The sequence below is a fragment of the Planococcus lenghuensis genome (assembly GCF_001999905.1).
Classification (GTDB): Bacteria; Bacillota; Bacilli; order Bacillales_A; family Planococcaceae; genus Indiicoccus; species Indiicoccus lenghuensis.
On sequence record NZ_CP019640.1, the window covers coordinates 2359752 to 2382171 of the forward strand.

Annotated in this window: 20 protein-coding genes; 4 read left to right on the top strand and 16 right to left on the bottom strand. The window is 50.7% G+C overall.

What is annotated here, in order from left to right:
- Positions 1-13: 13 nt before the first annotated feature.
- From rsmB to B0X71_RS12180, 8 genes are all read right to left on the bottom strand, one after another.
- Positions 14-1348, bottom strand: a complete 1335-nt coding sequence (gene rsmB / locus B0X71_RS12145) for a 16S rRNA (cytosine(967)-C(5))-methyltransferase RsmB (protein WP_077589664.1) — start codon at positions 1346-1348, stop codon at positions 14-16.
- Complete coding sequence (gene fmt / locus B0X71_RS12150; RefSeq protein ID WP_077589665.1) at positions 1345-2277, bottom strand: methionyl-tRNA formyltransferase; 933 nt, start codon at positions 2275-2277, stop codon at positions 1345-1347. The genes rsmB and fmt overlap by 4 nt, the downstream gene beginning before the upstream one ends.
- The gene (def, locus tag B0X71_RS12155; protein ID WP_077589666.1) at positions 2274-2771 is read right to left on the bottom strand and encodes a peptide deformylase; all 498 of its coding nucleotides are present in this window, start codon (positions 2769-2771) and stop codon (positions 2274-2276) included. Before def ends, fmt begins: the two co-directional genes overlap by 4 nt.
- Before the next feature lie 21 nt (positions 2772-2792).
- Entirely contained in the window at positions 2793-5189 is a 2397-nt protein-coding gene (priA, locus tag B0X71_RS12160) for a primosomal protein N' (protein WP_077589667.1), read from the bottom strand.
- Positions 5179-6384 (bottom strand): bifunctional phosphopantothenoylcysteine decarboxylase/phosphopantothenate--cysteine ligase CoaBC, encoded by a 1206-nt coding sequence (coaBC, locus tag B0X71_RS12165; protein WP_077589668.1) that lies wholly within the window; start codon positions 6382-6384, stop codon positions 5179-5181. The genes priA and coaBC overlap by 11 nt, the downstream gene beginning before the upstream one ends.
- Before the next feature lie 81 nt (positions 6385-6465).
- Positions 6466-6690, bottom strand: a complete 225-nt coding sequence (gene rpoZ, locus B0X71_RS12170) for a DNA-directed RNA polymerase subunit omega (RefSeq protein WP_077589669.1) — start codon at positions 6688-6690, stop codon at positions 6466-6468.
- Positions 6690-7310 carry a guanylate kinase gene (gmk, locus tag B0X71_RS12175; RefSeq protein ID WP_077590989.1) on the bottom strand — a complete coding sequence of 207 codons (621 nt, stop codon included), beginning with the start codon at positions 7308-7310 and terminating at the stop codon, positions 6690-6692. Before gmk ends, rpoZ begins: the two co-directional genes overlap by 1 nt.
- A 2-nt stretch (positions 7311-7312) precedes the next feature.
- Entirely contained in the window at positions 7313-7576 is a 264-nt protein-coding gene (locus tag B0X71_RS12180) for an extracellular matrix/biofilm biosynthesis regulator RemA family protein (protein ID WP_077589670.1), read from the bottom strand.
- A 117-nt stretch (positions 7577-7693) separates the two neighbouring features.
- Between B0X71_RS12180 and B0X71_RS12185 the strand changes: the two genes are divergently transcribed.
- The 4 genes from B0X71_RS12185 (at position 7694) to B0X71_RS12200 (ending at position 12916) form a co-directional block, all read left to right on the top strand.
- Positions 7694-9352, top strand: a complete 1659-nt coding sequence (locus B0X71_RS12185; RefSeq protein WP_077589671.1) for an Rqc2 family fibronectin-binding protein — start codon at positions 7694-7696, stop codon at positions 9350-9352.
- 4 nt (positions 9353-9356) lie between these two features.
- A complete protein-coding gene (locus B0X71_RS12190; RefSeq protein WP_077589672.1) occupies positions 9357-11465 on the top strand; it encodes a type IA DNA topoisomerase in 2109 nt (702 codons plus the stop codon).
- A 93-nt stretch (positions 11466-11558) separates the two neighbouring features.
- A complete protein-coding gene (locus B0X71_RS12195) occupies positions 11559-12038 on the top strand; it encodes a hypothetical protein (RefSeq protein ID WP_077589673.1) in 480 nt (159 codons plus the stop codon).
- A 179-nt stretch (positions 12039-12217) separates the two neighbouring features.
- Positions 12218-12916 (top strand): MgtC/SapB family protein, encoded by a 699-nt coding sequence (locus tag B0X71_RS12200; protein WP_077589674.1) that lies wholly within the window; start codon positions 12218-12220, stop codon positions 12914-12916.
- 48 nt (positions 12917-12964) lie between these two features.
- Here the strand turns inward: B0X71_RS12200 and pyrE are convergent, their stop codons facing one another.
- From pyrE to B0X71_RS12240, 8 genes are read right to left on the bottom strand one after another with little or no spacing between them, the layout of a single operon-like run.
- Positions 12965-13594 carry an orotate phosphoribosyltransferase gene (gene pyrE, locus B0X71_RS12205; protein WP_077589675.1) on the bottom strand — a complete coding sequence of 210 codons (630 nt, stop codon included), beginning with the start codon at positions 13592-13594 and terminating at the stop codon, positions 12965-12967.
- A complete protein-coding gene (gene pyrF, locus B0X71_RS12210; protein ID WP_077589676.1) occupies positions 13591-14280 on the bottom strand; it encodes an orotidine-5'-phosphate decarboxylase in 690 nt (229 codons plus the stop codon). Before pyrF ends, pyrE begins: the two co-directional genes overlap by 4 nt.
- Positions 14255-15190, bottom strand: coding sequence for a dihydroorotate dehydrogenase (locus B0X71_RS12215; RefSeq protein ID WP_077589677.1), 936 nt, complete (start codon positions 15188-15190; stop codon positions 14255-14257). The genes pyrF and B0X71_RS12215 overlap by 26 nt, the downstream gene beginning before the upstream one ends.
- Positions 15187-15951: a dihydroorotate dehydrogenase electron transfer subunit gene (locus tag B0X71_RS12220; RefSeq protein WP_077589678.1), complete on the bottom strand. Its 765-nt coding sequence runs from the start codon at positions 15949-15951 to the stop codon at positions 15187-15189. The genes B0X71_RS12215 and B0X71_RS12220 overlap by 4 nt, the downstream gene beginning before the upstream one ends.
- Complete coding sequence (carB, locus tag B0X71_RS12225; protein WP_077589679.1) at positions 15948-19136, bottom strand: carbamoyl-phosphate synthase large subunit; 3189 nt, start codon at positions 19134-19136, stop codon at positions 15948-15950. Before carB ends, B0X71_RS12220 begins: the two co-directional genes overlap by 4 nt.
- Positions 19129-20223 (bottom strand): carbamoyl phosphate synthase small subunit, encoded by a 1095-nt coding sequence (locus B0X71_RS12230; protein ID WP_077589680.1) that lies wholly within the window; start codon positions 20221-20223, stop codon positions 19129-19131. The genes carB and B0X71_RS12230 overlap by 8 nt, the downstream gene beginning before the upstream one ends.
- A complete protein-coding gene (locus B0X71_RS12235; protein ID WP_077589681.1) occupies positions 20208-21488 on the bottom strand; it encodes a dihydroorotase in 1281 nt (426 codons plus the stop codon). Before B0X71_RS12235 ends, B0X71_RS12230 begins: the two co-directional genes overlap by 16 nt.
- The gene (locus B0X71_RS12240) at positions 21476-22357 is read right to left on the bottom strand and encodes an aspartate carbamoyltransferase catalytic subunit (RefSeq protein ID WP_077590990.1); all 882 of its coding nucleotides are present in this window, start codon (positions 22355-22357) and stop codon (positions 21476-21478) included. Before B0X71_RS12240 ends, B0X71_RS12235 begins: the two co-directional genes overlap by 13 nt.
- Between the last annotated feature and the right edge of the window lie 63 nt (positions 22358-22420).

The following is a 22420-nucleotide window of genomic DNA, read 5'->3' on the forward strand; positions in this document are numbered from 1 at the left end:
GCTATGTGTACTTTTATCTCTCTCTTTTCTGGAATGCTGCAACGAAGAAGCCATCACCGCCAAAGTCCTGCGGAAATATCTGTACAGGCGAATCCGCCCGCAGCGATCCCGGCAATGCAGCTGGGATCAGCTCCATATTGGGATGGGTCTCTAAAAAACGTGCGACAGTTCCATTGTTCTCTTCCTGATCCACTGTACATGTACTGTATACAAGAATGCCCTGCGGTTTCAGCAGATACACCGCTTCATTCAGCAAATCCAGCTGCACTCCCTGCAGCCGCTGGAAATCAGTTTCTGACTTTGTATATTTGATATCCGGCTTCCGCTTGATCACCCCAAGACCTGAACATGGAGCGTCAAGGAGAATCCGGTCGAACTGTATTCCATCAAAACGTTCGCCGCTGGAGCGGGCATCTCCTGCTTCTGTCTTAATGATTGTGTGGCCGAGCCGGGCCGCCGCTTCATCGATCAATTTTACTTTATGCGGATGCAGATCCATTGCATACAGTTTACCTGTATTCTGCATTTTCTCAGCAATGTGCGTGGCTTTACCGCCAGGAGCGGCACACATGTCCAAAACCGTCATTCCCGGTTCAGGCTGCAACGCATACACCGGCAGCATCGAGCTTTCATCCTGAATTGTGATGAGCCCGGACTTAAAAGCAGCAGTCTTTGCCGGCTGTCCGCCTGATACAAACAGACATTCAGGAATCCGGGGACTCCTTTCTGCCGAGAGCCCTTCTGCTTCAAGCGCCCGAATGGCATCCTCTGTCGTGGTGGCAGCCAGGTTCACCCGCACGGTCTGCCGTGGAACGAGATTGTTTTCAATTGCCATTTCCTTCGTTTTATCAAATCCGTACTGACCGATCCATCGGCGGATCAACCATTCCGGGTGACTTGTTTCTATCGACAGCCGGAGCGTCGGATCGTTGATCTCATCCAAACTCCGAAGCCCGTTTCGCTGAATTGACCGGAGAATGCCATTCACCACGGATCCGATACCGCCATGCCCCCGTTTTTTTGCAATTTCCACCGCTTCATGAATCGCAGCCCGTTCAGGCACACGATCCAAATACACCATCTGATACAATGACAGCCGGAGAAGCGTCCGAACCCACGGCTCCAGCTTTTTCTTAATATACGGATCCAAATAAAAATCAAGTGTCATCCGATGCTGAAGGGTGCCGTATGTGATTTCAGTCAAAAGCCCCTTATCTTTATCGGCAAGTCCATAATTGCTGATTGTGTCATTCAGCAGCAGGTTGCTGTAGGCCTGCTGGTTTTCGACTGCCCATAGTATCGACAGAGCGGCGTCCCGGACATTGCCTTTCAGTTTGAGTTTTTTCATTCGAAATGGCCACCTGCTTTGAATTTCGGGTGATTGGCATAGTCTTTGGCAGGCAGCCGTTTTTTGCCGGCCAGCTGTAATTCCTTCACGGCGATTACGCCTGCGCCGGTCTGCACGAAGATCGCTTCATCCGTTGCTTCGATGATGTCACCCGGTTTTCCCGTCTCTTGCCTGTCAGTTTCTGCCACCTGCCAGACTTTCACATTCTGTCCGTCCAGCACGGTGTAAGCAACCGGCCATGGATGCAGTCCGCGCACATGATTAAAGACCGAGCGAGCGGGCTTGGTCCAGTCAATCCGTTCCTGTTCCCGTGTAATATTCCGGGCAAAAGTGGCCAAGGACGCATCCTGGGGAATCCGCTCGTTTGTTCCATTGATGATTGCCGGCAGCGTCTCTTTTAACAGTTCTCTGCCCGCGTCACTCAGTTTCTCAAATAGCGAACCTGTATCGTCTTCGTCACTGATCGGCACGGTCACCTGCGAAATGATATCGCCGGCATCCAATGCTTCCGCCATATACATGATCGTCACGCCGGTCTCTTCCTTGCCATCAATGACAGCCTGATGGATCGGCGCGCCTCCCCGGTACTCCGGCAACAGTGAAGCGTGGACATTGATCGCTCCGAGCTCAGGTGCTTCCAGCAATTCTTTCGGCAGAATCTGTCCGAACGCTGCTGTGATGATCAAATCAGGTGCCAGCGCCAGCACTTGCTGAAGTTCATCCGGGTTCCTGACCCGTTCAGGCTGCAGAACCGGAATGCCCAGCCTCTCCGCTTCTTTCTTGACGGGCGGCGGGGTGAGCACTTTTTTACGGCCCACCGGACGGTCCGGCTGAGTTACAGCCGCGACGATGTCGTATCCTTCTTCTTTGAGCATCCGCAGGATTGGCACTGAAAACGCCGGTGTTCCCATGAACAAAATCCGCGTCATTCCTCCGCCTCCTCTTCGAGCATGGCATCCAGTTCTTCCTGTGTTACATACCGGGAGATTTTTCCGGTAAATAAAATGCCATCCAAATGATCCATTTCATGTTGAATGGCGCGGGCTTCATATCCTTCCGCTTCAAGCTCATACCAGGAACCGTCCCGTTCCTGCGCCCGAATTTTGACATAATCCGGCCGCTCCACATAGCCGTACACTCCCGGAAAACTGAGGCAGCCCTCAAGGTCCGTCTCAGCACCTTGGGCATGAATCAGTTCCGGGTTGATCATTTCAATCGGTTCCTGACCTTCGCCAAAATCGACGATTGCTGCCCGAATCCCTTCTCCGACCTGTGGTGCAGCGATACCGACGCCATCCGCTTCAATCATTGTGCTGTACATATCATCCAGCAAAGTGCCCAATGTACCGTCAAATTCAGTGACAGGCCGGCATTTCCGCTCCAGCCCCTCAGCTGGATAAGTTACAATCGTTCGTGTTGCCATTCATTATTCCTCATTTCCTGCTTACATGACAGTCGATGGATTTTTATCAATCGACAGCGTCGCTCCGCGTTTGATCCATTCTGCTCTATGAATGCGGATCAGCTGGTGGAGCGTTTCAGTAAGTCTCGGTTCTTTTTTGTATTTTATCAGACATTGATAGCGATATCTATCGTTCACACGGGCAACCAGCGAGGCGGATGGGCCGATAATAACGGTTCCCGGCGATAGATTATTCTGCAGGAAACGGACAGTCTGATCCGCATAATCGCCAGCTGTCATTAAGTCTTCGTGTGTGAATTGGATATTAACGACATAGAAATACGGCGGATAGCCGTTTTGTCTCCTTGTGGTCATTTCCTGGGTATAGAACGGTTCATAATTCTGGTTCTTTGCCAAGGTGATTGCATAATGTTCCGGTGTATAAGACTGAACATAAACAGTTCCGGGAAGAACGTCCCGGCCCGCCCGGCCGCTGACCTGTGTCAGCAGCTGGAACGTTTTCTCGGACGCACGGAAATCCGGCAAATGCAATGTGGTATCAGCAGATAAGACGCCGACAAGGGTGATGTTCGGAAAGTCGAGTCCCTTTGCAATCATTTGAGTACCAAGCAGGATATCCGCTTTTCCTTCCCCGAAAGCCGTCAGAATCCGTTCATGTGCGCCTTTCTGGCGGGTTGTATCCACATCCATCCGCAGCGTCCGTGCCCCTGGAAACAATTTGGCGATTTCTTCTTCCACTTTTTGTGTACCCGTTCCGAAGAAACGGATATGCTCACTTCCACATTCCGGACAGATATCCGGTACTTGCGCTTCAAATCCGCAATAATGGCATTTCATATGCTCTTTCGACCGGTGATAAGTCAGGGAAATATCGCAATGCGGGCATTCCCCGACTGTACCGCAATCCCGGCACAGCACAAATGAAGAATAGCCCCGCTTATTCAGGAACAGCACGATCTGTTCCTTTTTCTCGAGCTTTTCCCGGATCGCCTCCGCCAGTTCCACAGAAAACATCGACCGGTTTCCGTTCCGGAGTTCTTCCCGCATGTCAACGATCCGGACTTCCGGAAGCGGCTGGTTTTTAGCCCGGGATTCAAGCGTCAGCAGCTCATATACACCCTTTTGTGCCCGCGCATAGGACTCCAGTGACGGTGTTGCGCTTCCAAGGATTACGGGACAATTATAATACCGGCTCCGCCACAGAGCTACGTCCCTTGCATGATACCTCGGGGCATCATCCTGCTTATAACTGGATTCATGCTCTTCATCAAGGATGATCAGTCCAAGATTCCGGAACGGCGCGAATACGGCTGACCGGGCACCGACCGCCACTTTCACTTCCCCGCGCTGTATCCGGCGCCATTCATCGTACTTCTCGCCGGCGGACAAGCCGCTGTGGAGAACGGCTACCTGATCCCCGAACCGTTCTTTAAAACGAAGCGTCATCTGCGGTGTCAGAGAAATTTCCGGCACGAGCATGACGGCTTCTTCTCCTTCTTTCAACACACGGTCGATCGTCTGCAGGTAGATTTCCGTCTTGCCGCTTCCCGTCACGCCGTGAAGCAGAAAAGTTTTACTTGTTCCAAGTGCATCCCGGACAGCAGCAAACGCCGTCTGCTGCTCCAGGGTCAAGCTGAGCGGTGCCTTCTCTTTAATATCCGCCAGTGATTCCGGCGACCGGTATGTCTCTGTCACTTGCAGCGTGCCTGCCCCTTTATCCAAAAGCGCAGTGACCGTCTGAAGTGTTGTACCGGACTGTTTCTGCAGATCCGCCGATTCGATGGTACTACCGGCATGGGACTTCATAAACTCCATGAGTTTCAGCTGCTGGCGGGCATTCGCGCGTATCTCAATGGCCTCAAGCTTTTCCAGTGAACTTTCGATTGTAACCATACGCGCTTTTTTGACTTCCGTCTTTTGGGAAATGTCCGTCTCTGCTGTTATTGTGCCTTTATCCAACTCTGTCTTTAAAAGGCCAAAAAGCTCCACAGCATCTTGTGCGCGGAGAAAAGGTTTACGCTGAAAATAAGGCTGGAGCGGTTCAGCCAGTTCAGTCAGTTCACCTGTTAGAACGAAGCGTTTTTCATATTTTGCCCGCAATGCTGACGGAATCATGACCTGCAGGGCATCGATTTCAAAACATAAGGTCTCATCTTTCATCCAGTCGGCAAGCTGCAGCATCTCTTTATTCAATACCGGTACAAGGTCCATCAGTTCATGGATCGGTTTCAGTTTTGACTGCTGCATATCCGATTCGCTTTTTGTACCCGTCACAAAGCCGAGCACTTTGCGCGGGCCAAACGGCACTTTTACACGCATGCCCGGTTCAATAAGCGGCCGGAACCGCTCCGGAACCACATAATCAAACGGCCGGTCAATCGGGTGAGCCGCAACATCCACAATTACTTCAGCGATCATAGGCATCTTCCTTTTCGAGAATGGCAGTCAGCAGCTGCTCTGCCAGTTCAGTTTTCGGCAGGAGCGGAAAAGTCTGTTCAAACGAATTCTTACCATAGAGTGTCACTCGATTAGAATCCGTGTTAAATCCTGCATCTTTTTCCGTCACATCGTTGGCAATGATATAATCCGCATTTTTCTTGTGTAATTTTCCTCTGGCATATGTTTCCACGTCATTTGTTTCAGCTGCAAAACCGATCAGTAGCTGATGCGTTTTCCGTTCTCCCAGTTCTTTCAAAATATCCACTGTCCGTTCCAGCTCAAGCGTCTGGCCGGATTCCTGCTTCTTCATTTTTTTACCATGCGCAGTTTTCGGGCGATAATCCGCCACGGCAGCCGTTTTAATGACCAGGTCCGCATCATCGAATTCAGCCAGCACTGCATTGAACATATCTTCAGCGCTTTCCACGGGAACAATTTGCACCCCCGCCGGCACAGGGAGTGAAACTGGACCGCTGACCAGAACAGTCTCTGCACCTAATCGCACTGCTGCTTCAGCCATCGAATACCCCATCTTGCCGCTTGAAAAATTAGTCAGAAACCGCACCGGATCGATCCGTTCACGTGTCGGCCCTGCAGTTACAACCACTTTTTTCCCTTTCAATGGCTGCGGTCGGTTGAAGTGCCAGAGAACAAGTTCAGTCACTTTTTCTGGTTCTTCAAGCCGTCCTTTCCCGACATAACCACATGCCAAAAAACCTTCAGACGGTTCGATAAACCGCACGCCGTCTGCATGAAGCCGATCAATATTGCGCAGAACCGCCGGGTGCCCGTACATGTGCACGTTCATGGCCGGTGCCATCCAGACAGGTGCTGTTGTGGCGAGCAGCACAGTCGTCACCATATCATCGGCAATGCCGTTCGCTGCCTTGCCGATCAAATTCGCTGTGGCAGGTGCCACCAGGACAAGATCCGCCCAATCAGCAAGATCAATATGGGCGATGACCGATGAATCTTTTTCATCGAATGTATCGGTAAACACATCATTGCGGGACATCGCCTGGAAACTTAACGGCTGCACAAACTGCCGGGCTGATTCCGTCATGATTACTTTCACCCGGAAACCGGCCTGCGACAATTTACTGACGAGCGCCACCGCTTTATAGACGGCAATCCCGCCACTGACGCATACAAGAATATTACGGTCCACTGACACTTCTGTTCATCCTTTCTAACGCAAAACTCCCAAAGAACGGTTAATTCTCAGGGAGTTGCTTGCTGGCAGTTTTAATCTTTATTAAACTTCATCCTCGTACACAGCGGATTTATCCTGTTCCACTTTTGTCAGTATGCCTGCTGCGACTTCCTCAAGCGCCATACCAACCGGTTTTTTTGAACGGTATGACACTAAAAGCTCTTCCCCGTTCTCATGCAGCTGACGTGCCCGTTTCGCAGCCAGACTGACAAGCGAGTATTTGGAATCGATTTTACTTTTGAGTGCATCAACTGATGGATAAAGCATTATACATTCTCCTTTAACATCTCATAATAGCGTTTCTCTACGCGTTCCCGCTTACAGTGCTCAGCAATGACGATTGCATTGATGCGTTCGCACGCCCGCTCAACCTCATCATTTTCCACCACATAATCATACAGATTCATCATTTCCAGTTCTTTGCGCGCTTCTGTAATGCGCGACTGGATGATAGCATCCGTTTCTGTGCCGCGGCCGGTCAGCCGTTTTTCAAGTTCCGACAGACTTGGCGGCGCCAGAAAAATAAACAGTCCATCCGGCACTTTCTCCCGGACCTGTTCGGCTCCCTGCACTTCGATCTCCAGGAACACATCCCGGCCCGCATCCCGGGTCTGATTAACATAATCGAGCGGTGTGCCGTAGTAATTCCCGACATATTCCGCATATTCCAACAGCTTCCCCTGGCTGATCAGTTCTTCAAAATCCTCCCGGCTCTTAAAGAAATAATCGACCTCGTCCGTTTCACCTTCGCGCGGAAGCCGTGTTGTCATAGAAATCGAGTATTCATAATTTGTATCCGGCTGCGAAAACAGCTCTTTTCTGACTGTTCCTTTTCCGACGCCTGAAGGGCCGGACAGGACAATCAGCAGTCCGCGTTGCTTTCTCAAAATCATCCCTCACTTGTTTCATCTTCATTTTCACCGGTGCGTAAAATCGCCTTTTCCGTCGATAAGGCGGAAATGACAATATGATCGCTGTCCATCACGAAAATAGATCGCGTCTTTTTCCCGTAAGTGGCATCGATCAGCAGTCCGGTCGACCGCGCTTCCTGGATCAGCCGTTTGGCGGGAGCAGAGTCGGGTGACAGAATTGTTATAATCCGGTCAGCAGCCACTGCACTGCCGCTGCCGAGTGCAATAAATTTCGCCGCCATCTGCTCCCTTCACTCCTTTAAGATCCTCTTAGCCCAATGGCTTAACTGCTTTATTATATCATACTGACGCATGAAAATGATAAGATAGAACCAAACGTTTTGAAAGAGGGATTGTATATGGCATTCGATGGATTATTTACACAAGCGATGGTGCAGGAGCTCCAGAAAATCGCATCAGGCCGGATTTCCAAAATCCATCAGCCGAATCAGCAAGAGCTTCTGCTTCAGATCCGCGCACAAGGCGCAAACCATAAATTACTCATTTCTGTGCACCCGAGTTATGCCCGGATGCACCTTACCGATATGCCGGCGAACAATCCGGCAGAACCGCCGATGTTCTGTATGCTGCTCCGCAAGCATATGGAAGGCGGGATCATCCAGAGCGTGGAACAGCACGAAATGGACCGGCTGATTATCATTAAAGTGAAAAGTAAAAATGAAATCGGCGACGACATATTCCGCGAACTCCATGTTGAATTGATGGGCAGGCACTCCAATGTCATTCTCGTCGATTCCGACCGCCGGTTGATTTTGGACAGTCTGAAGCATTTGCCGCCGAGCGTCAACTCTTACCGGACTGTTCTGCCGGGGCAACCGCATGTTTTTCCGCCCCCGCAGGACAAGGAAAGTCCGTTCGGTGCAGACTACAGCGGGCTGGACGCCAAGGAAATCGTCAGTCGGTTCGCCGGTTTTTCTCCGCTCACTGCCCGTGAACTCGTCCATCGGCTTGAACACGGCGGAAGCGCAGCACATTTTCTGGCGGAATTCACTGCAGCTGAACCGAAAGGCTATTATACGGAGAAGCAGGGAAAATCTCATTTTTCCGCAGCCGAACTGACTCATCTCGCAGGATCGGCCGCCGTTTTCCCGACACTCGGGGAATTGCTCGACCGGGTTTATTACGCGAAGGCAGAGAGGGATCGGGTTAAGCAACAGGCGGGTGACTTGGAACGCTGGCTCTCCAGTGAGATTGCCAAACTGAAGGCCAAGCTGAAGAAACTGAAAAAAGAGCAGCAGCAGGCTGAGAAGCGGGATGAACTGCAGCTTGCCGGTGAATTGATCATGGCAAATATTTATCAATTAAAAAAAGGCATGAAGCAAGTGGAAGTCGACAATTACTACACAAATGAAAAAATGACGATTCAGCTGGATCCGCGCAAAACACCTGTTGAAAACTCCCAGCGCTATTATTCCCGCTATCAGAAAGCCAAAACTGCAATTGTAAAAACGCAGGAGCAAATTGATAAAACTTTACAGGATATCGACTACTTTGAAACGCTCTCACAGCAGGTCCAGCATGCCGGACTAAGTGATATCGAAGAGATTCGCGAAGAGCTGGCAGAAGAAGGCTATATGAAAGCGCAGAAAGGCCAGAAAAAGAAAAAACCGGTTAAACCTTCCGCAGAGATTTACGTATCCAGCAGCGGAACACGGATCTCTGTCGGTAAGAATAATAAGCAGAATGACTATGTCACGTTCAAACTGGCAGCCAAAACGGACACATGGCTCCATACAAAGGACATTCCGGGATCCCACGTTGTCATTCATGATGCAGAACCGGATGAAGAAACGATTCTCGAAGCCGCCACAATCGCCGCATACTTTTCAAAAGCCCGGGAATCCTCTTCCGTTCCGGTCGATTACACGGAAGTGCGGCAAGTAAAGAAACCGAACGGGGCAAAACCGGGATTTGTCATTTATTTTGAACAAAAAACGGTGTATGTGACACCCGACGAGGAACTTGTCATGAAATTGAAGAACAGGAAGGCGGAGTAAAACGATGAAACCCGTCATTGTGGCTGAAAAACCGAGTCAGGCAAAAGCATATGCAGAGGCCTTTAAGACCCGGAAAGCGGACGGCTATATCGAGGTGCTGCCGGATTCCATATTTCCGGCTGGCGCTGTCATTACATGGGGCATCGGTCATCTTGTTGAACTGCGGGAGCCGAAAAGCTATGATCCGAAATGGGGCAAGTGGTCACTTGATGCCCTGCCGATCCTGCCGGAATCATTCCAGTTCCAAGTGGCGAAAGGTAAATACAAGCAATTCTCCATTATCAAAAAACTGCTCAGCCAGACCGATACGGTCATCAATGCATGTGATGTGGACCGGGAAGGGTCAAATATTTTCTACAGCATTTATCACCAGACCGGCTGCAGAAACAAAACGATTCGCAGACTTTGGATCAATTCCCTCGAAATAGATGAAGTCCGCAGAGGTTTTGCCAGTCTCCAGGATAATGCCCGGGATCTCCTGCTTTATGAAGAAGCGAAAGCAAGGCAGATCAGTGATTGGCTCGTCGGCATGAACGGATCCCGGCTCTACTCGCTGCTATTGCAGCAGAAAGGATTACGGGATGTGTTTGCCATCGGGCGGGTCCAAACCCCGACCCTCTGGCTCATCTACCAGCGGGAACGGGAAATTGAAGCGTTCAAGCCGGAGCCATTTTATGAGATAGAAGGGCTGTTCAAAGCAGCGGACGGAAGCTATAAAGGAAAAGCGAAACTAAAATCGAACGAACGGAAAGAAGCGGAAGATCTGCTGCAGAAACATGGCATTTCAAACCCTGCGACCGGTGTCATTCAATCCGTGAAGACAGAGAACAAGCGCACGCCGCCTCCGATGCTCCATTCTCTGTCAACCCTTCAGGCAGCGGCCAACCGCAAATGGAAGGCAAGTCCGCAGACAGTGCTGTCCGTGATGCAGGGATTGTATGAGAAAAAACTGGTGACATATCCCCGAACGGATGCCCAGCATATCACTCCGGCAGAATTTGCTTATCTTGCATCCGGCGCAGAAGCGCTTCAGCAAGTAATCGGGGAACCGTTCCCGATCCGGTCGAAAGTACCAAAAAAGCGATTTGTAGACAGCTCAAAAGTTGCCGAACATTATGCAATCATTCCAACGAAGAAGATTCCTTCTTCCCGTCAACTTGCCGGCCTGTCATCTCTTGAACGAAATCTGTATGAAGAAATCGTGCGGACAACTTTGGCCATGTTCCACGATGATTATCGGTATGCCGAAACGAAAATCATTACCGATGTCCATGCATTGCTGTTCTACACGACCGGAAAAACCGAGCTGGATAAAGGGTGGAAAGCGCTGTTTCCTGTGAAAGAGAAGCAGGAAGAGCAGCCCCTCCCCCGGCTTGTCGAACAGGAATCGGTTGATGCCGCCGTAGCTGTAAAAGAAGGGATGACTACAGCGCCCAAACCCTATACGGAAGGGCAGCTGATTTCATTGATGAAAACATGCGGCAAATATGCCGAGGATCCGGAAGATACGGCGATTCTGAAACAGATCGAAGGACTCGGCACGGAAGCGACCCGCAGCGGCATTATTGAAACCATCAAACGGCATAATTACATTGAAGTGAAAAAAAACATTGTTTCCCTGACAGAAAAAGGTCGCATCCTCTGCCGGGCAGTTGAAGGCAACTTGCTTGCCAGCCCGTCCATGACCGCAAAATGGGAAACTTACCTTAAACGGATTGGAAACGGTGAAGGATCTTCAGAGAACTTCCTTGAAAATACACGTAAATTCATCCGGAAGCTGATGGAAGAAGTCCCGGGACAGCTGCAAGCAAATGGGCTGCCGGATAAGATGGCATTTTCCCCTTCCGCAAAAGAGGAAATCGCTCTTTGTCCTGCTTGCGGAAAAGGGAAAATCATTTCGATCAAAGGTTTTTACGGCTGTTCGGAATACGCCAATGGCTGCAAGCAGACATTCCCGGCAGTGTTTCTCAAAAAACGCCTGACGGCCAATCAGATCCGGCAATTATGTGAAAAAGGCAAAACACCGGTATTGAAGGGGTTTATGTCAAAAAACGGCAAAAAATTCAACGCCAAGCTGATTCTCGAAAATGGCAAACTTAAAATGGAATTTTAAGTTTAGTGATACGGGTTGCGGGATATATTAAATAAATGCCATCCATGTTAATATCGGGTGCAATTTCTCTTCAGACAGGGGGCATCATATACCGTGTTTACGTTCTCTGATATTTGGGGATTTATCGCAGCCACACTGATCATTTATCCTGTTGTTGTCATAATCCATGAACTTGGGCATACGTTTTTCACGCTGCTCTTCGGCGGCCGGACCCGCATTGAACTCGGCCGCGGCCGGAAGCTTTTTGATGTTGGGCCGCTTGCTGTGCACAGCCTTTACTTTCTTGATTCTGCTTTGCAATATACTGACTTGAAGTGGAGCAACCGATTCACTCATTTTTTGGTGCATATCGGCGGAGTCCTGTTTAATATTGGATCGATATTTCTGCTCAACCAATTAATTCTTGAGGGTATACTTGAAAACCGGCAAGTCTATCACCAGTTTTCGTACTTCTCTTTATGGTTTGCGGCATACGCCGCTATTCCCGTGGACTACGGCGATGAAAAATACAGTGATGGTATGTCTGCTTATCTCGTGGCCCGCTACCGGAAATATGTCCAATTGCAGAACTGAACTGCTTATTATATTTCCAATCCAGCATGAACAATCTTTTCCACCGGCATCTTCATAGATAACCAAAAGAGCCTCCAATCCAGTTTTATACGAATTGGAGGCCCTTTACATATCAAGCTCTTCCTTCTAAGGAAGAGAAAAGAAATATCGAGGATTCATTTAGCAAGGAGAGGTCAATTATGGATTTTTTTCCGCCGGAGACGGCCACTATTACTACCCGGCTGATTATCGCAGCGCTTCTCTGCGGGGCAATCGGCTTTGAACGGGAAACCCAGCAGCATCCGGCAGGATTCCGTACCCATCTGCTGGTCGGCATGAGTTCTTGTTTAATGATGTTGCTTTCAATACAAGGATTCGATTCATTTTTATCAAGTAAATATGAGGGATTCGTTCAGTACGACCCAACCCGTATCCCCTCCTATGTAATCAGTGGGATCGGCTTTCTGGGAGCCGGCACAATCCTCGTGAACAAAGGAGCAATCAAAGGACTGACGACTGCTGCATCTATTTGGGCGGCTGCAGGTATCGGACTTGTAGTAGGAATCGGCATGTTTTATGCGGCGTTGCTGGCGACCATTATTGCACTTATTACTTTATACGTGTTTGCTAAACTGGAACATAAGTACTTAACCAGCCGCAGAGATTCCAGGTTAATTATCATCGCCGAAAACACGCCCGGCATACTGACCAGTCTTAATGAATTGATGGCTGAGCGTAAAGTTCGGGTGACAGAATTCAACCTTCGGAATGTTGATAATTACGAAGACACCCCGTTAATCGAATATTCTTTTTCGTTCAAGCATCTTCCGCCTGATAAACTGATCTCATTGATTGAACAGCTTGAACAGCTGGAGTCCGTCCGCCGGGTTACGCGTTAGTAAACGATAAATTGATAATGCCATTTAAAAAGAGCTGACCGGTATTGGTCAGCTCTTTGCTGGTTCCACTGCCAGCTGATTATGCCAGTCAGTTAAAACAGCCAATTGTTCACTGCTGATCCTGCCTGTTTTTTCGGCTTCCTCAATCAGTGCATGGAAGTCAGACAGCGTATGTGCTTCAAAGCCCGCAGTACGGATCGCTTCTGTTGCAGCCGGCAAACCATATGTGAAAATCGCAGCGATGCCGAGCACTTCGAATCCCGCTTCTTTCAATGCATTTGCCGCTTGAATACTCGATCCGCCCTTGGAAATCAGGTCCTCAATGATAATAGCTTTCTGTCCCGCTTCAATTTTCCCTTCAATCTGATTGCCTCGTCCGTGTTCTTTCGGTTTGGACCGGACATAAACCATCGGCAGATTCAGCAGGTCACTGACCCAAGCTGCATGCGGAATGCCGGCTGTTGCCGTCCCGGCAATCACTTCCGCTTCAGGATAAGCTGTGCGGATCAGCTCTGCCAGTCCTTCGGCGATTTCTTTCCGGACAGCCGGATAGGCCATCGTCAGGCGGTTATCACAATAAATCGGCGACTTCAAACCCGATGACCATGTAAACGGATCATCCGGCCGCAGCTCCACTGCTCCAATTTCCAGCAACGCCCGTGCAATCTTCTGTTTCATAAAACTGCCCCTCTCCACTGTCCATCAATTACTGCTAATTGTTCTCTCGGTTTCAGTGCCTGCGTAACAGCCCGGCCAACCACAATATGAGTAGCACCTTCCCGGGCTGCCTGTTCCGGAGTCGCGGTCCGTTTCTGATCATGGCTATCATTGCCGAGCCGGATTCCCGGTGTCACCCGAAGAAAATCCTCTCCGCACACTTCCCCGATCCGCTTGGCTTCCTTCACTGAACAAACGACACCATCAAGTCCTGCTTCTTTCGCCAGTACTGCATAGTGCAGCACAGATTCCTCAAGGGACCGCTCAATCAGCTGTTCTTGCTGCATCTGTTTTTCATCCGTTGAAGTCAGTTGCGTCACAGCAATTAGTTTCACCGGACTTCCGCTGAGCCCCCGCTTCGCCGCCCGCATCATTTCAATGCCACCCGCCGCATGGACGTTCACCAGATCGACATCCAGCTTGGCAAGCGAACGCATAGCCGATTCAACCGTATTCGGAATATCATGCAGTTTCAGATCCAGGAAAACTTGATGGCCCTGTTCCTTTAAATAACGGACAATCTCCGGACCTTCACTAAAAAATAATTCCATTCCGACTTTCACAAATAACCGTTCTTCAAAATCAGCAATAAATTCTTTCACTTCTTTCATTGATGGAAAATCAAGCGCGATGATTGGCGAGTTCATACTGGTGGCTCCTCCCTGTCAATTCCTGCACAGTTTTGATTCCCAGTTCATCAAGTTTCCCTGGAAGCTCTTCGATCAATTCCGGGCAAATGAACGGATTCACAAAATTCGCCGTTCCTACGGCGACTGCGTCTGCGCCGACCGACAGAAAGTCGATGACGTCATCAAGCGTCGAAACACCGCCCATTCCAATGATCGGCAAATCCGTCTGTTTCCGTACGTCGTACACCATCCGCAGTGCGACCGGTTTGATGGAAGGGCCGGATAATCCGCCGGTCCGGTTTGCGAGAACCGGCTTGCCTGTCTGTGCATCAAGCCGCATGCCAAGAAGCGTATTGATCATCGTAAGGCCATCCGCACCACCTGCTTCGACCGCTTTGGCAATCTCTGTTATGTCGGTTACATTAGGCGATAATTTAATGTACACCGGCACGGCTGATACCGCTTTGACCGCTTCTGTCAATGCTTGAGCAATTTTCGGATTCGTACCGAATGTAATGCCGCCTTCCTTTACATTCGGACAGGAAATGTTGATCTCCAGTGCTTTGACATTTGGTGCAGTCGAAATGGCCCGTGCAACTTCCGCGTAATCTTCTGTCGTCGTTCCGGCCACATTCGCGATGATCGGCACATCGAATTGTTCCAGATACGGCAGTTCCTGAGTCATCACCTTATCCAGCCCCGGATTCTGCAGACCGATGGCATTCAGCATGCCGGCGGCTGTCTCAGCCACGCGCGGTGTCGGATTGCCGAAGCGCATTTCACGGGTCGTCGCTTTAATCATGATCGCGCCCAGTTGAGAAAGGTCATATAACCCTGCAAATTCCTTGCCGAAACCGAAGCAGCCGGAAGCAGGCATGATCGGATTGCTCAGTTCAAGTCCTGGAAGTGTTACTTTCAACCGGTTCATCCTGCCACCACCACCTTTGCCGGAAATACAGGACCGTCAGAACAGACTTTAACGTAATCCCGCTCATCATTCGTCTTGCATACACAGGCAAAGCAGGCCCCGATGCCACAGCCCATCCGCTGCTCATAGGAAAGAAAACCTTTTTTATCTACATACAGCTCCTCGACCGCTTTCAGCATCGGAGACGGTCCGCAGCTGTAGTACACATCGAAATCAGTTGGCAATTCATTCATGACATGCGTGACAAACCCTTTTATGCCATGAGTGCCATCCACTGTTGTAATATGCGTTTCGCCGAGCACACTGAATTCCTTTTCGTAGAACACCGCTTCCGCTGTTTCAAATCCGAGGACATGGACCGTTTCAACGCCGCGTGCATTCAGTTGACAGGCCAGCTCATAAAGTGGCGGCACGCCGATCCCGCCGCCGATAAGCACCGCTTTTTGTTTCGCTTCTCCGATCGGGAAGCCGTTGCCGAGAGGACCCAGCACATCAATCTTGTCTCCTGCTCTTTTCGCTGCGAGCACTTCTGTCCCCCGGCCTTCCACTCTGTACAGCATCGTGAATTCGGACTTCTCCGGGTTGATGGCAGCAATGGAAATCGGCCGCCGGAGAAGCGGTTCAAAACTGTCACCGGTCCGGATATGCACGAATTGGCCCGGCTCCATGGAAGCGACCATGCCTCCTCGGACCGTCAGTTCATAGATCCGATTGGCGATATTGCGCTGGTTCGTGACAGTCATCCATTCCTTTTGAATCATACACCTGCCCCCATTTCCTCCGCAGAGAACGTCATCGATTCAATGACCCGCAGCATCGCTTTTGCCGTATCGAGTGAAGTGAGACACGGAATGCCATTTTCGACCGATTCCCGGCGAATCCGGAACCCATCGCGTGCCGGCAGTTTTCCTTTCGTCAGCGTGTTAACGACGAGCTGCGCTTCCCCGTTCTGGATAACATCGAGCAATGTATGGCCCGCTGCCCCGATTTTATTGACCGAGGTGACCCGGATGCCGGCACTTTCCAGTGTTTTCGCCGTTCCTTCCGTCGCCATGATCCGGTAGCCGATCGACCGGAAACGCCGCGCAATGCTGATCGCTTCATCTTTATCTTTATCAGAAACGGTCATGAGAACCGTTCCGTACGTCCGCACTTCCATACCGGCGGCAACAAGTCCTTTGTACAGCGCTTTTTCAAATGTGTGATCTTTCCCCATCACTTCACCGGTCGATTTCATTTCAGGCCCGAGCGTGATGTCCACCCGGCGAAGCTTGGCGAAAGAAAATACCGGTACTTTGACAAATACGCCTGCAGGCGGGTCAATGAGACCCGTCGGATATCCTTGATCCAGGATGGATTGTCCAAGAATCGCTTTCGTCGCGATATTGGCCATCGGGATATTCGTGATTTTACTCAAGAAAGGCACTGTCCGGCTGGAGCGCGGGTTTACTTCAATCACATATACTTCACCTTTGGAAATGACGTATTGGATATTCAGCAGCCCTTTGATATTCAGTCCTTTCGCAAGGCGCGTCGTATAATCTGCAATCGTCTCCATCATGGCTGCCGAAATATTCTGCGGCGGATACACGGCAATCGAATCGCCCGAATGGACGCCCGCCCGTTCAATGTGCTCCATGATGCCCGGAATGAGGACGTTTTCACCGTCGGAAATCGCATCCACTTCCACTTCCGTACCTGTCAGGTAGCGGTCGACAAGTACCGGATGCTCCGGACTCGCGTCCACCGCATGATTCATGTAATGCGCCAGTTCATCTTCACTGTAGACGATTTCCATCGCACGGCCGCCAAGTACATACGATGGCCGGACAAGTACCGGATAGCCGATCTCACGTGCAATTACTTCCGCTTCTTCTGCTGATATGGCTGTTTTTCCTTCCGGCTGCGGAATCCCGATTTCATGGAGTGCGCGCTCGAATTTATTGCGGTTCTCTGCCCGGTCAAGATCTTCAAGTGATGTTCCAAGAATCGGCACCCCCCGCGCTTCAAGTCTGTCTGCCAGGTTGATCGCCGTTTGTCCGCCGAACTGGACAACGACACCTTTCGGTTTCTCCAGATCAACGATGTGCATGACGTCTTCAATGGTCAGCGGTTCAAAATACAGCTTATCGGAAATTGAGAAATCAGTAGACACTGTTTCAGGGTTGTTGTTAATGATGATCGCCTCGTAACCGGCTTCTTTGATCGCCCATACGGAATGGACCGTTGCATAGTCGAATTCGACGCCTTGGCCAATTCGGATTGGACCGGAACCAAGGACAATGACACTTTCCCTGTCCGTTACGACCGATTCGTTCTCTTCTTCATACGTCCCATAAAAGTATGGCGTTTCGGATTCGAATTCCGCTGCACATGTATCGACCATTTTATATACCGGAATCAGCTTCTGCTCCTTGCGCCAGTCGTAGACAGCCGCTTCATCCGTCTTCCACAATTGAGCCAGCATTTTATCCGCAAAGCCCATTCGCTTCGCCTTGTATGCAACTTCCCGGTCAAACGGATTTTCTGACAGCACCTGCTCGTACTCCACGATGTTTTTCAGCTTGTGCAGGAAGAATAAATCGATTTGACTCCAGTCGTGCAGGGTTTCAACCGTCACCCCCCGGCGCAGTGCTTCCCCGATAAAGAACAGCCGCTCATCGCCCGCCTTCCGTATCCGTTTCTCGATCCACTCATCACTGAGCGTTTCCGCATGTTTCATCGACAGGTGGCAATGGCCGGTTTCGAGTGACCGAACCGCTTTCAAAATCGATTCTTCAAATGTACGCCCGATGGCCATTACTTCCCCGGTCGCTTTCATCTGCGTGCCGAGGCTCCGTTTCGCCGACTCGAATTTATCGAACGGCCAGCGCGGAATTTTTGTTACGACATAATCAAGTGATGGCTCAAAGCAGGCATACGTGCTGCCCGTCACCGGATTCTTCATCTCATCGAGCGTCAGGCCAACCGCAATTTTAGCGGCTAATTTTGCAATCGGGTAACCCGTCGCTTTCGAAGCAAGTGCCGATGACCGGCTGACGCGCGGGTTCACTTCGATGATGTAATAATTGAAGCTGTGCGGATCAAGTGCGAGCTGAACGTTGCAGCCACCTTCGATTTTCAGTTCCCGGATGATGTCGAGTGACACATTCCGCAGCATCTGGTATTCCCGGTCCGACAGCGTCTGCGACGGGGCCGCAACGATGGAATCCCCTGTATGCACACCGACCGGGTCGAAGTTTTCCATGTTACAGACAACGATCGCGTTATCAGCCGAGTCGCGCATCACTTCGTACTCGATTTCTTTGAAGCCGGCAATGGATTTTTCGAGCAAACATTGCGTGACTGGGCTGTATTTCAGACCACTTGCCACAATTTCCCGAAGCTCTTCTTCATTATGGCAAATCCCCCCGCCTGTTCCGCCGAGCGTGAATGCCGGACGGACAATGACCGGATAGCCGATTGCTTCCGTGAATGCCAGCGCCTCGGATAGATTCCGGATGATTTCGCTTTCCGGTACCGGCTGTCCAAGTTTATTCATCAAGTTTCGGAACAAATCGCGGTCTTCCGCTTTATGGATCGCATCCAGCTTGGTTCCCAGAATTTCGATACCGAGCTCTTCCAAGATGCCGGATTTATCGAGCTCGATCGCCATGTTCAGGCCCGTCTGTCCGCCGAGCGTGGCAAGGACCGCGTCCGGCTGTTCTTTCCGGAGAATCCGGCTGACGAACTCGAGCGTGATGGGTTCGATATATACTTTGTCCGCGATTTCCGTATCGGTCATGATCGTCGCCGGATTGGAATTGATGAGGATGACCCGGTAACCTTCCTCTTTTAATGCGAGACACGCCTGCGTTCCTGCGTAGTCGAATTCTGCTGCCTGGCCGATAATGATGGGACCTGAACCGATGACGAGAATACTGTCGATATCTTGACGTTTAGGCATGTGCAAGCTCCTTCTCTGCTGTATTCATAAGCTCAATAAAGCGATCGAATAAATGATTGGCATCCTCCGGACCCGGGGATGCTTCCGGGTGATACTGGACGGTGAACGCCGGTACATCCAGATGCATAAGCCCCTCGACCGAGCCGTCATTCAACGCTTTATGTGTCACTTTCAGGCGGGTGCCGATGAGCGTCTCTTCTAGTACGGAATAGCCGTGGTTTTGAGAAGTGATATCCGACCGTCCGGTCATCAGGTCTTTGACCGGCTGATTGCCTCCGCGGTGGCCAAACTTCAATTTATAGGTCTCTGCTCCGCAAGCGAGCGCGAATAATTGATGGCCGAGACAGATACCGAAGATCGGCACCTTGCCGATCAGCGCTTTCACGGTTTCTGTGCATTCCGGAACATCTTTCGGATCCCCTGGTCCGTTCGATAGCATAACGCCATCCGGGTTCCAGCGGAGGATTTCATCGGCTGTCGTGTTATAAGGAACGACTAGCACGTCACAATTCCGCTTGTTCAGTTCCCGGAGAATGCCGTGCTTCATGCCGTAATCGATCAGGACGACCCGTTTGCCGCGGCCGGGGCTTGGATACGGGCGCTGCGTGGATACGCGTGCGACTTGGTCTTGTTTCGGTTCGAATTCCTGAAGGCGCCGGATTTCAGCTTCAACGTTCACTTGGTCCCCTGTTGCTGTTAGTATCCCTTTCACCGTTCCTTTCGACCGGATGAGCCGGGTCAGTTTCCGGGTGTCGATTCCCGCAATCCCTGGAATGCCTTTTGCCTTGAACAATTCGCACAGCGTGGAATCGCTTCTAAAATTGGACGGAAATTCTGCAAGTTCGCGGACGACCATTCCGGCCGCTGCCGGTTCAATCGATTCAAAGTCATCGCGATTGATTCCGTAATTGCCGATGAGCGGATATGTCATCGTGATGATCTGGTCGCAATAAGAAGGATCAGACAGCACTTCCTGATAGCCTGTCATGCCGGTGTTGAAGACAACTTCCCCGGTCGATGCCGTGTCTGCTCCGAATGCTGTCCCTTTAAATACCGTTCCGTCTTCCAATATCAGATAGCGCTCCATGCTTCTTCCTCCTTGAATACGATTTCACCGCCGAATATAGTCAGAACCGGCCAGCCTGTCGCTTCCTTGCCGGCAAAAGGCGTGTTCTTGCCTTTTGAAACGAATGTCTCCGGGTTGATCGCCTGTGTTTTACTCAGATCCAGCAGCACGAGATCGGCTGCGGCGCCTGTTTCCAACTTGCCGTAAGCCAGTCCGAATACTGCCGCCGGCTTGTCCGTAAGCCAGCTGACAAGCTGAGCCAGCGACCATTTCCCTGACTGCACAAATTCGCTGTACAAGAGCGGAAATGCGGTTTCAAACCCGGTAATGCCGAACGGTGCCGCCTGCATCCCGTTCGCTTTTTCTTCCGCAGTGTGTGGCGCATGGTCCGTTGCAATGAAATCAATTGTTCCATCTTCAAGCCCTTCGATCAGCGCCTGCCGATCCGCCTGCGACCTGAGCGGCGGATTCATCTTATAATTGGCATCATCTGCCGGGATGTCATCTTCCGTCATGAGCAAGTGATGCGGTGTCACTTCCGCCGTTACCCGAATGCCTGCCCGTTTGGCATCCCGAATGACCCGGACAGATTCTTTTGTCGAAACGTGGCACACGTGATAATGGGCACCGGTCGCTTCAGCGAGCAAGACATCCCGGGCGATATGTACGGACTCCGCAATGGAAGGAATACCAGGCAGTCCAAGCTCCTGACTGCGCATTCCATCATGCATGACACCGCCGTAAATCAGCGTGTTGTCTTCACAATGCGCGACAACTGCCATATCCAGCGCAGCTGCTTCCTGCATCGCCTCAAACATCATGCCGGCCTGCTGTACACCAACACCATCATCTGTAAAGGCGAATGCACCTGCAGTTTTCAGTTCCTGCAGATTCGTCCGTTCTTTTCCCGCTTCCCGAATTGTGATCGATGCATATGGCAATACCCGGATGCGGGCATTTTCTTCGATTAATGCGTTGATTTTTTCAAGATGTTCCTTCGTATCCGGGACCGGTCGGGTGTTCGGCATTGCGCATATCGTCGTGAAACCACCCTTCGCCGCCGCCTCCGTTCCAGTCCGGATGGTCTCTTTATGCTCACCGCCCGGCTCCCGCAAATGAACATGCACATCGACAAATCCAGCGACAACCGTACGGCCTTTCCCATCGATCACTTGGTCGCCGGCTGGTTCGAGCGCTGAACCCATTTCTTCAATGAATCCGTCTGTAATCCGGATATCCGTTATATTCCCATTCACAAGTGCTGCATTCTTGATTAAAATTGCCATACTCGACTCCCTTTCAATGCATATTCCAGTGCTGCCATTCGCATATAGACACCATTTTCCATTTGCTTAAAAATCCGGGACCGGGGTGCTTCCACCAGTTCATCCGCAATTTCAACGCCGCGGTTGACCGGTGCCGGGTGCATAATAATCGCCCGGTTCTTCATGAGCCGTTCGCGCTGGATGGTGAGTCCATACTGTTCGTGATAGCTCTCTTTTGAAAACCAGCTATCGGTGTGATGCCGTTCATGCTGGACACGCAGGAGCATCAGCACATCGGTTGTGCTGATTACCTCGTCAAGATGCTGTGAGGATGGAAATTCGCCTTTCCATTCATCCGGACAGATGAATGTTACTTCCGCACCAAGTTTCTGAAGCGCTTCGGCATTCGACCGGGCAACCCGGCTGTGTGCAATATCCCCCGCAATCGTTACATGTAAGCCGTTGAATGTACCGAATTCTTCCTGGATGGTATACAAATCCAGCAATGACTGAGTCGGATGCTGACCGGAACCGTCCCCGCCGTTAATGATGGCAATGTTCAGCGCTTCCAGTTCCTTATAATAAGCTTCCTGTTCATGACGGATGACAACTGCATCGACGCCGATTGCTTCCAGTGTTTTCACCGTGTCATATAAGGTTTCACCTTTAAGGACACTTGAAAAACCGGTTTCAAATGGCAGCACCGTCAGCCCGAGTTTCCGTTCAGCCATCTCGAAGCTCATTTTTGTTCGGGTACTCGGTTCGAAGAAAAGATTCACTACGGTGCCGCCGATGGGAAGCTGATCACCTTGCCGGAAAGCTTCCGCCCGCTCCAGCAAGTATAAAATCTCTTCTTTTGAAAGATCTTTCATTGAAAGCAAGTTTGTCATGTTCATCCGTCCTTTCATCTTTCGGCAAAAAAACACCTTCCTGAGGACAGGAAGGTGTGCGGA

Coding starts and splice junctions, on each gene's coding strand:
- rsmB (WP_077589664.1), bottom strand. CDS start 1,348: ATGAAAAAACTCAAACTGAAAGGCAATGTCCGGGACGCCGCTCTGTCG.
- fmt (WP_077589665.1), bottom strand. CDS start 2,277: ATGACGCGGATTTTGTTCATGGGAACACCGGCGTTTTCAGTGCCAATC.
- def (WP_077589666.1), bottom strand. CDS start 2,771: ATGGCAACACGAACGATTGTAACTTATCCAGCTGAGGGGCTGGAGCGG.
- priA (WP_077589667.1), bottom strand. CDS start 5,189: ATGATCGCTGAAGTAATTGTGGATGTTGCGGCTCACCCGATTGACCGG.
- rpoZ (WP_077589669.1), bottom strand. CDS start 6,690: ATGCTTTATCCATCAGTTGATGCACTCAAAAGTAAAATCGATTCCAAA.
- B0X71_RS12180 (WP_077589670.1), bottom strand. CDS start 7,576: ATGGCGGCGAAATTTATTGCACTCGGCAGCGGCAGTGCAGTGGCTGCT.
- B0X71_RS12185 (WP_077589671.1), top strand. CDS start 7,694: ATGGCATTCGATGGATTATTTACACAAGCGATGGTGCAGGAGCTCCAG.
- B0X71_RS12190 (WP_077589672.1), top strand. CDS start 9,357: ATGAAACCCGTCATTGTGGCTGAAAAACCGAGTCAGGCAAAAGCATAT.
- B0X71_RS12200 (WP_077589674.1), top strand. CDS start 12,218: ATGGATTTTTTTCCGCCGGAGACGGCCACTATTACTACCCGGCTGATT.
- pyrE (WP_077589675.1), bottom strand. CDS start 13,594: ATGAAACAGAAGATTGCACGGGCGTTGCTGGAAATTGGAGCAGTGGAG.
- pyrF (WP_077589676.1), bottom strand. CDS start 14,280: ATGAACTCGCCAATCATCGCGCTTGATTTTCCATCAATGAAAGAAGTG.
- B0X71_RS12215 (WP_077589677.1), bottom strand. CDS start 15,190: ATGAACCGGTTGAAAGTAACACTTCCAGGACTTGAACTGAGCAATCCG.
- B0X71_RS12220 (WP_077589678.1), bottom strand. CDS start 15,951: ATGATTCAAAAGGAATGGATGACTGTCACGAACCAGCGCAATATCGCC.
- carB (WP_077589679.1), bottom strand. CDS start 19,136: ATGCCTAAACGTCAAGATATCGACAGTATTCTCGTCATCGGTTCAGGT.
- B0X71_RS12230 (WP_077589680.1), bottom strand. CDS start 20,223: ATGGAGCGCTATCTGATATTGGAAGACGGAACGGTATTTAAAGGGACA.
- B0X71_RS12235 (WP_077589681.1), bottom strand. CDS start 21,488: ATGGCAATTTTAATCAAGAATGCAGCACTTGTGAATGGGAATATAACG.
- B0X71_RS12240 (WP_077590990.1), bottom strand. CDS start 22,357: ATGACAAACTTGCTTTCAATGAAAGATCTTTCAAAAGAAGAGATTTTA.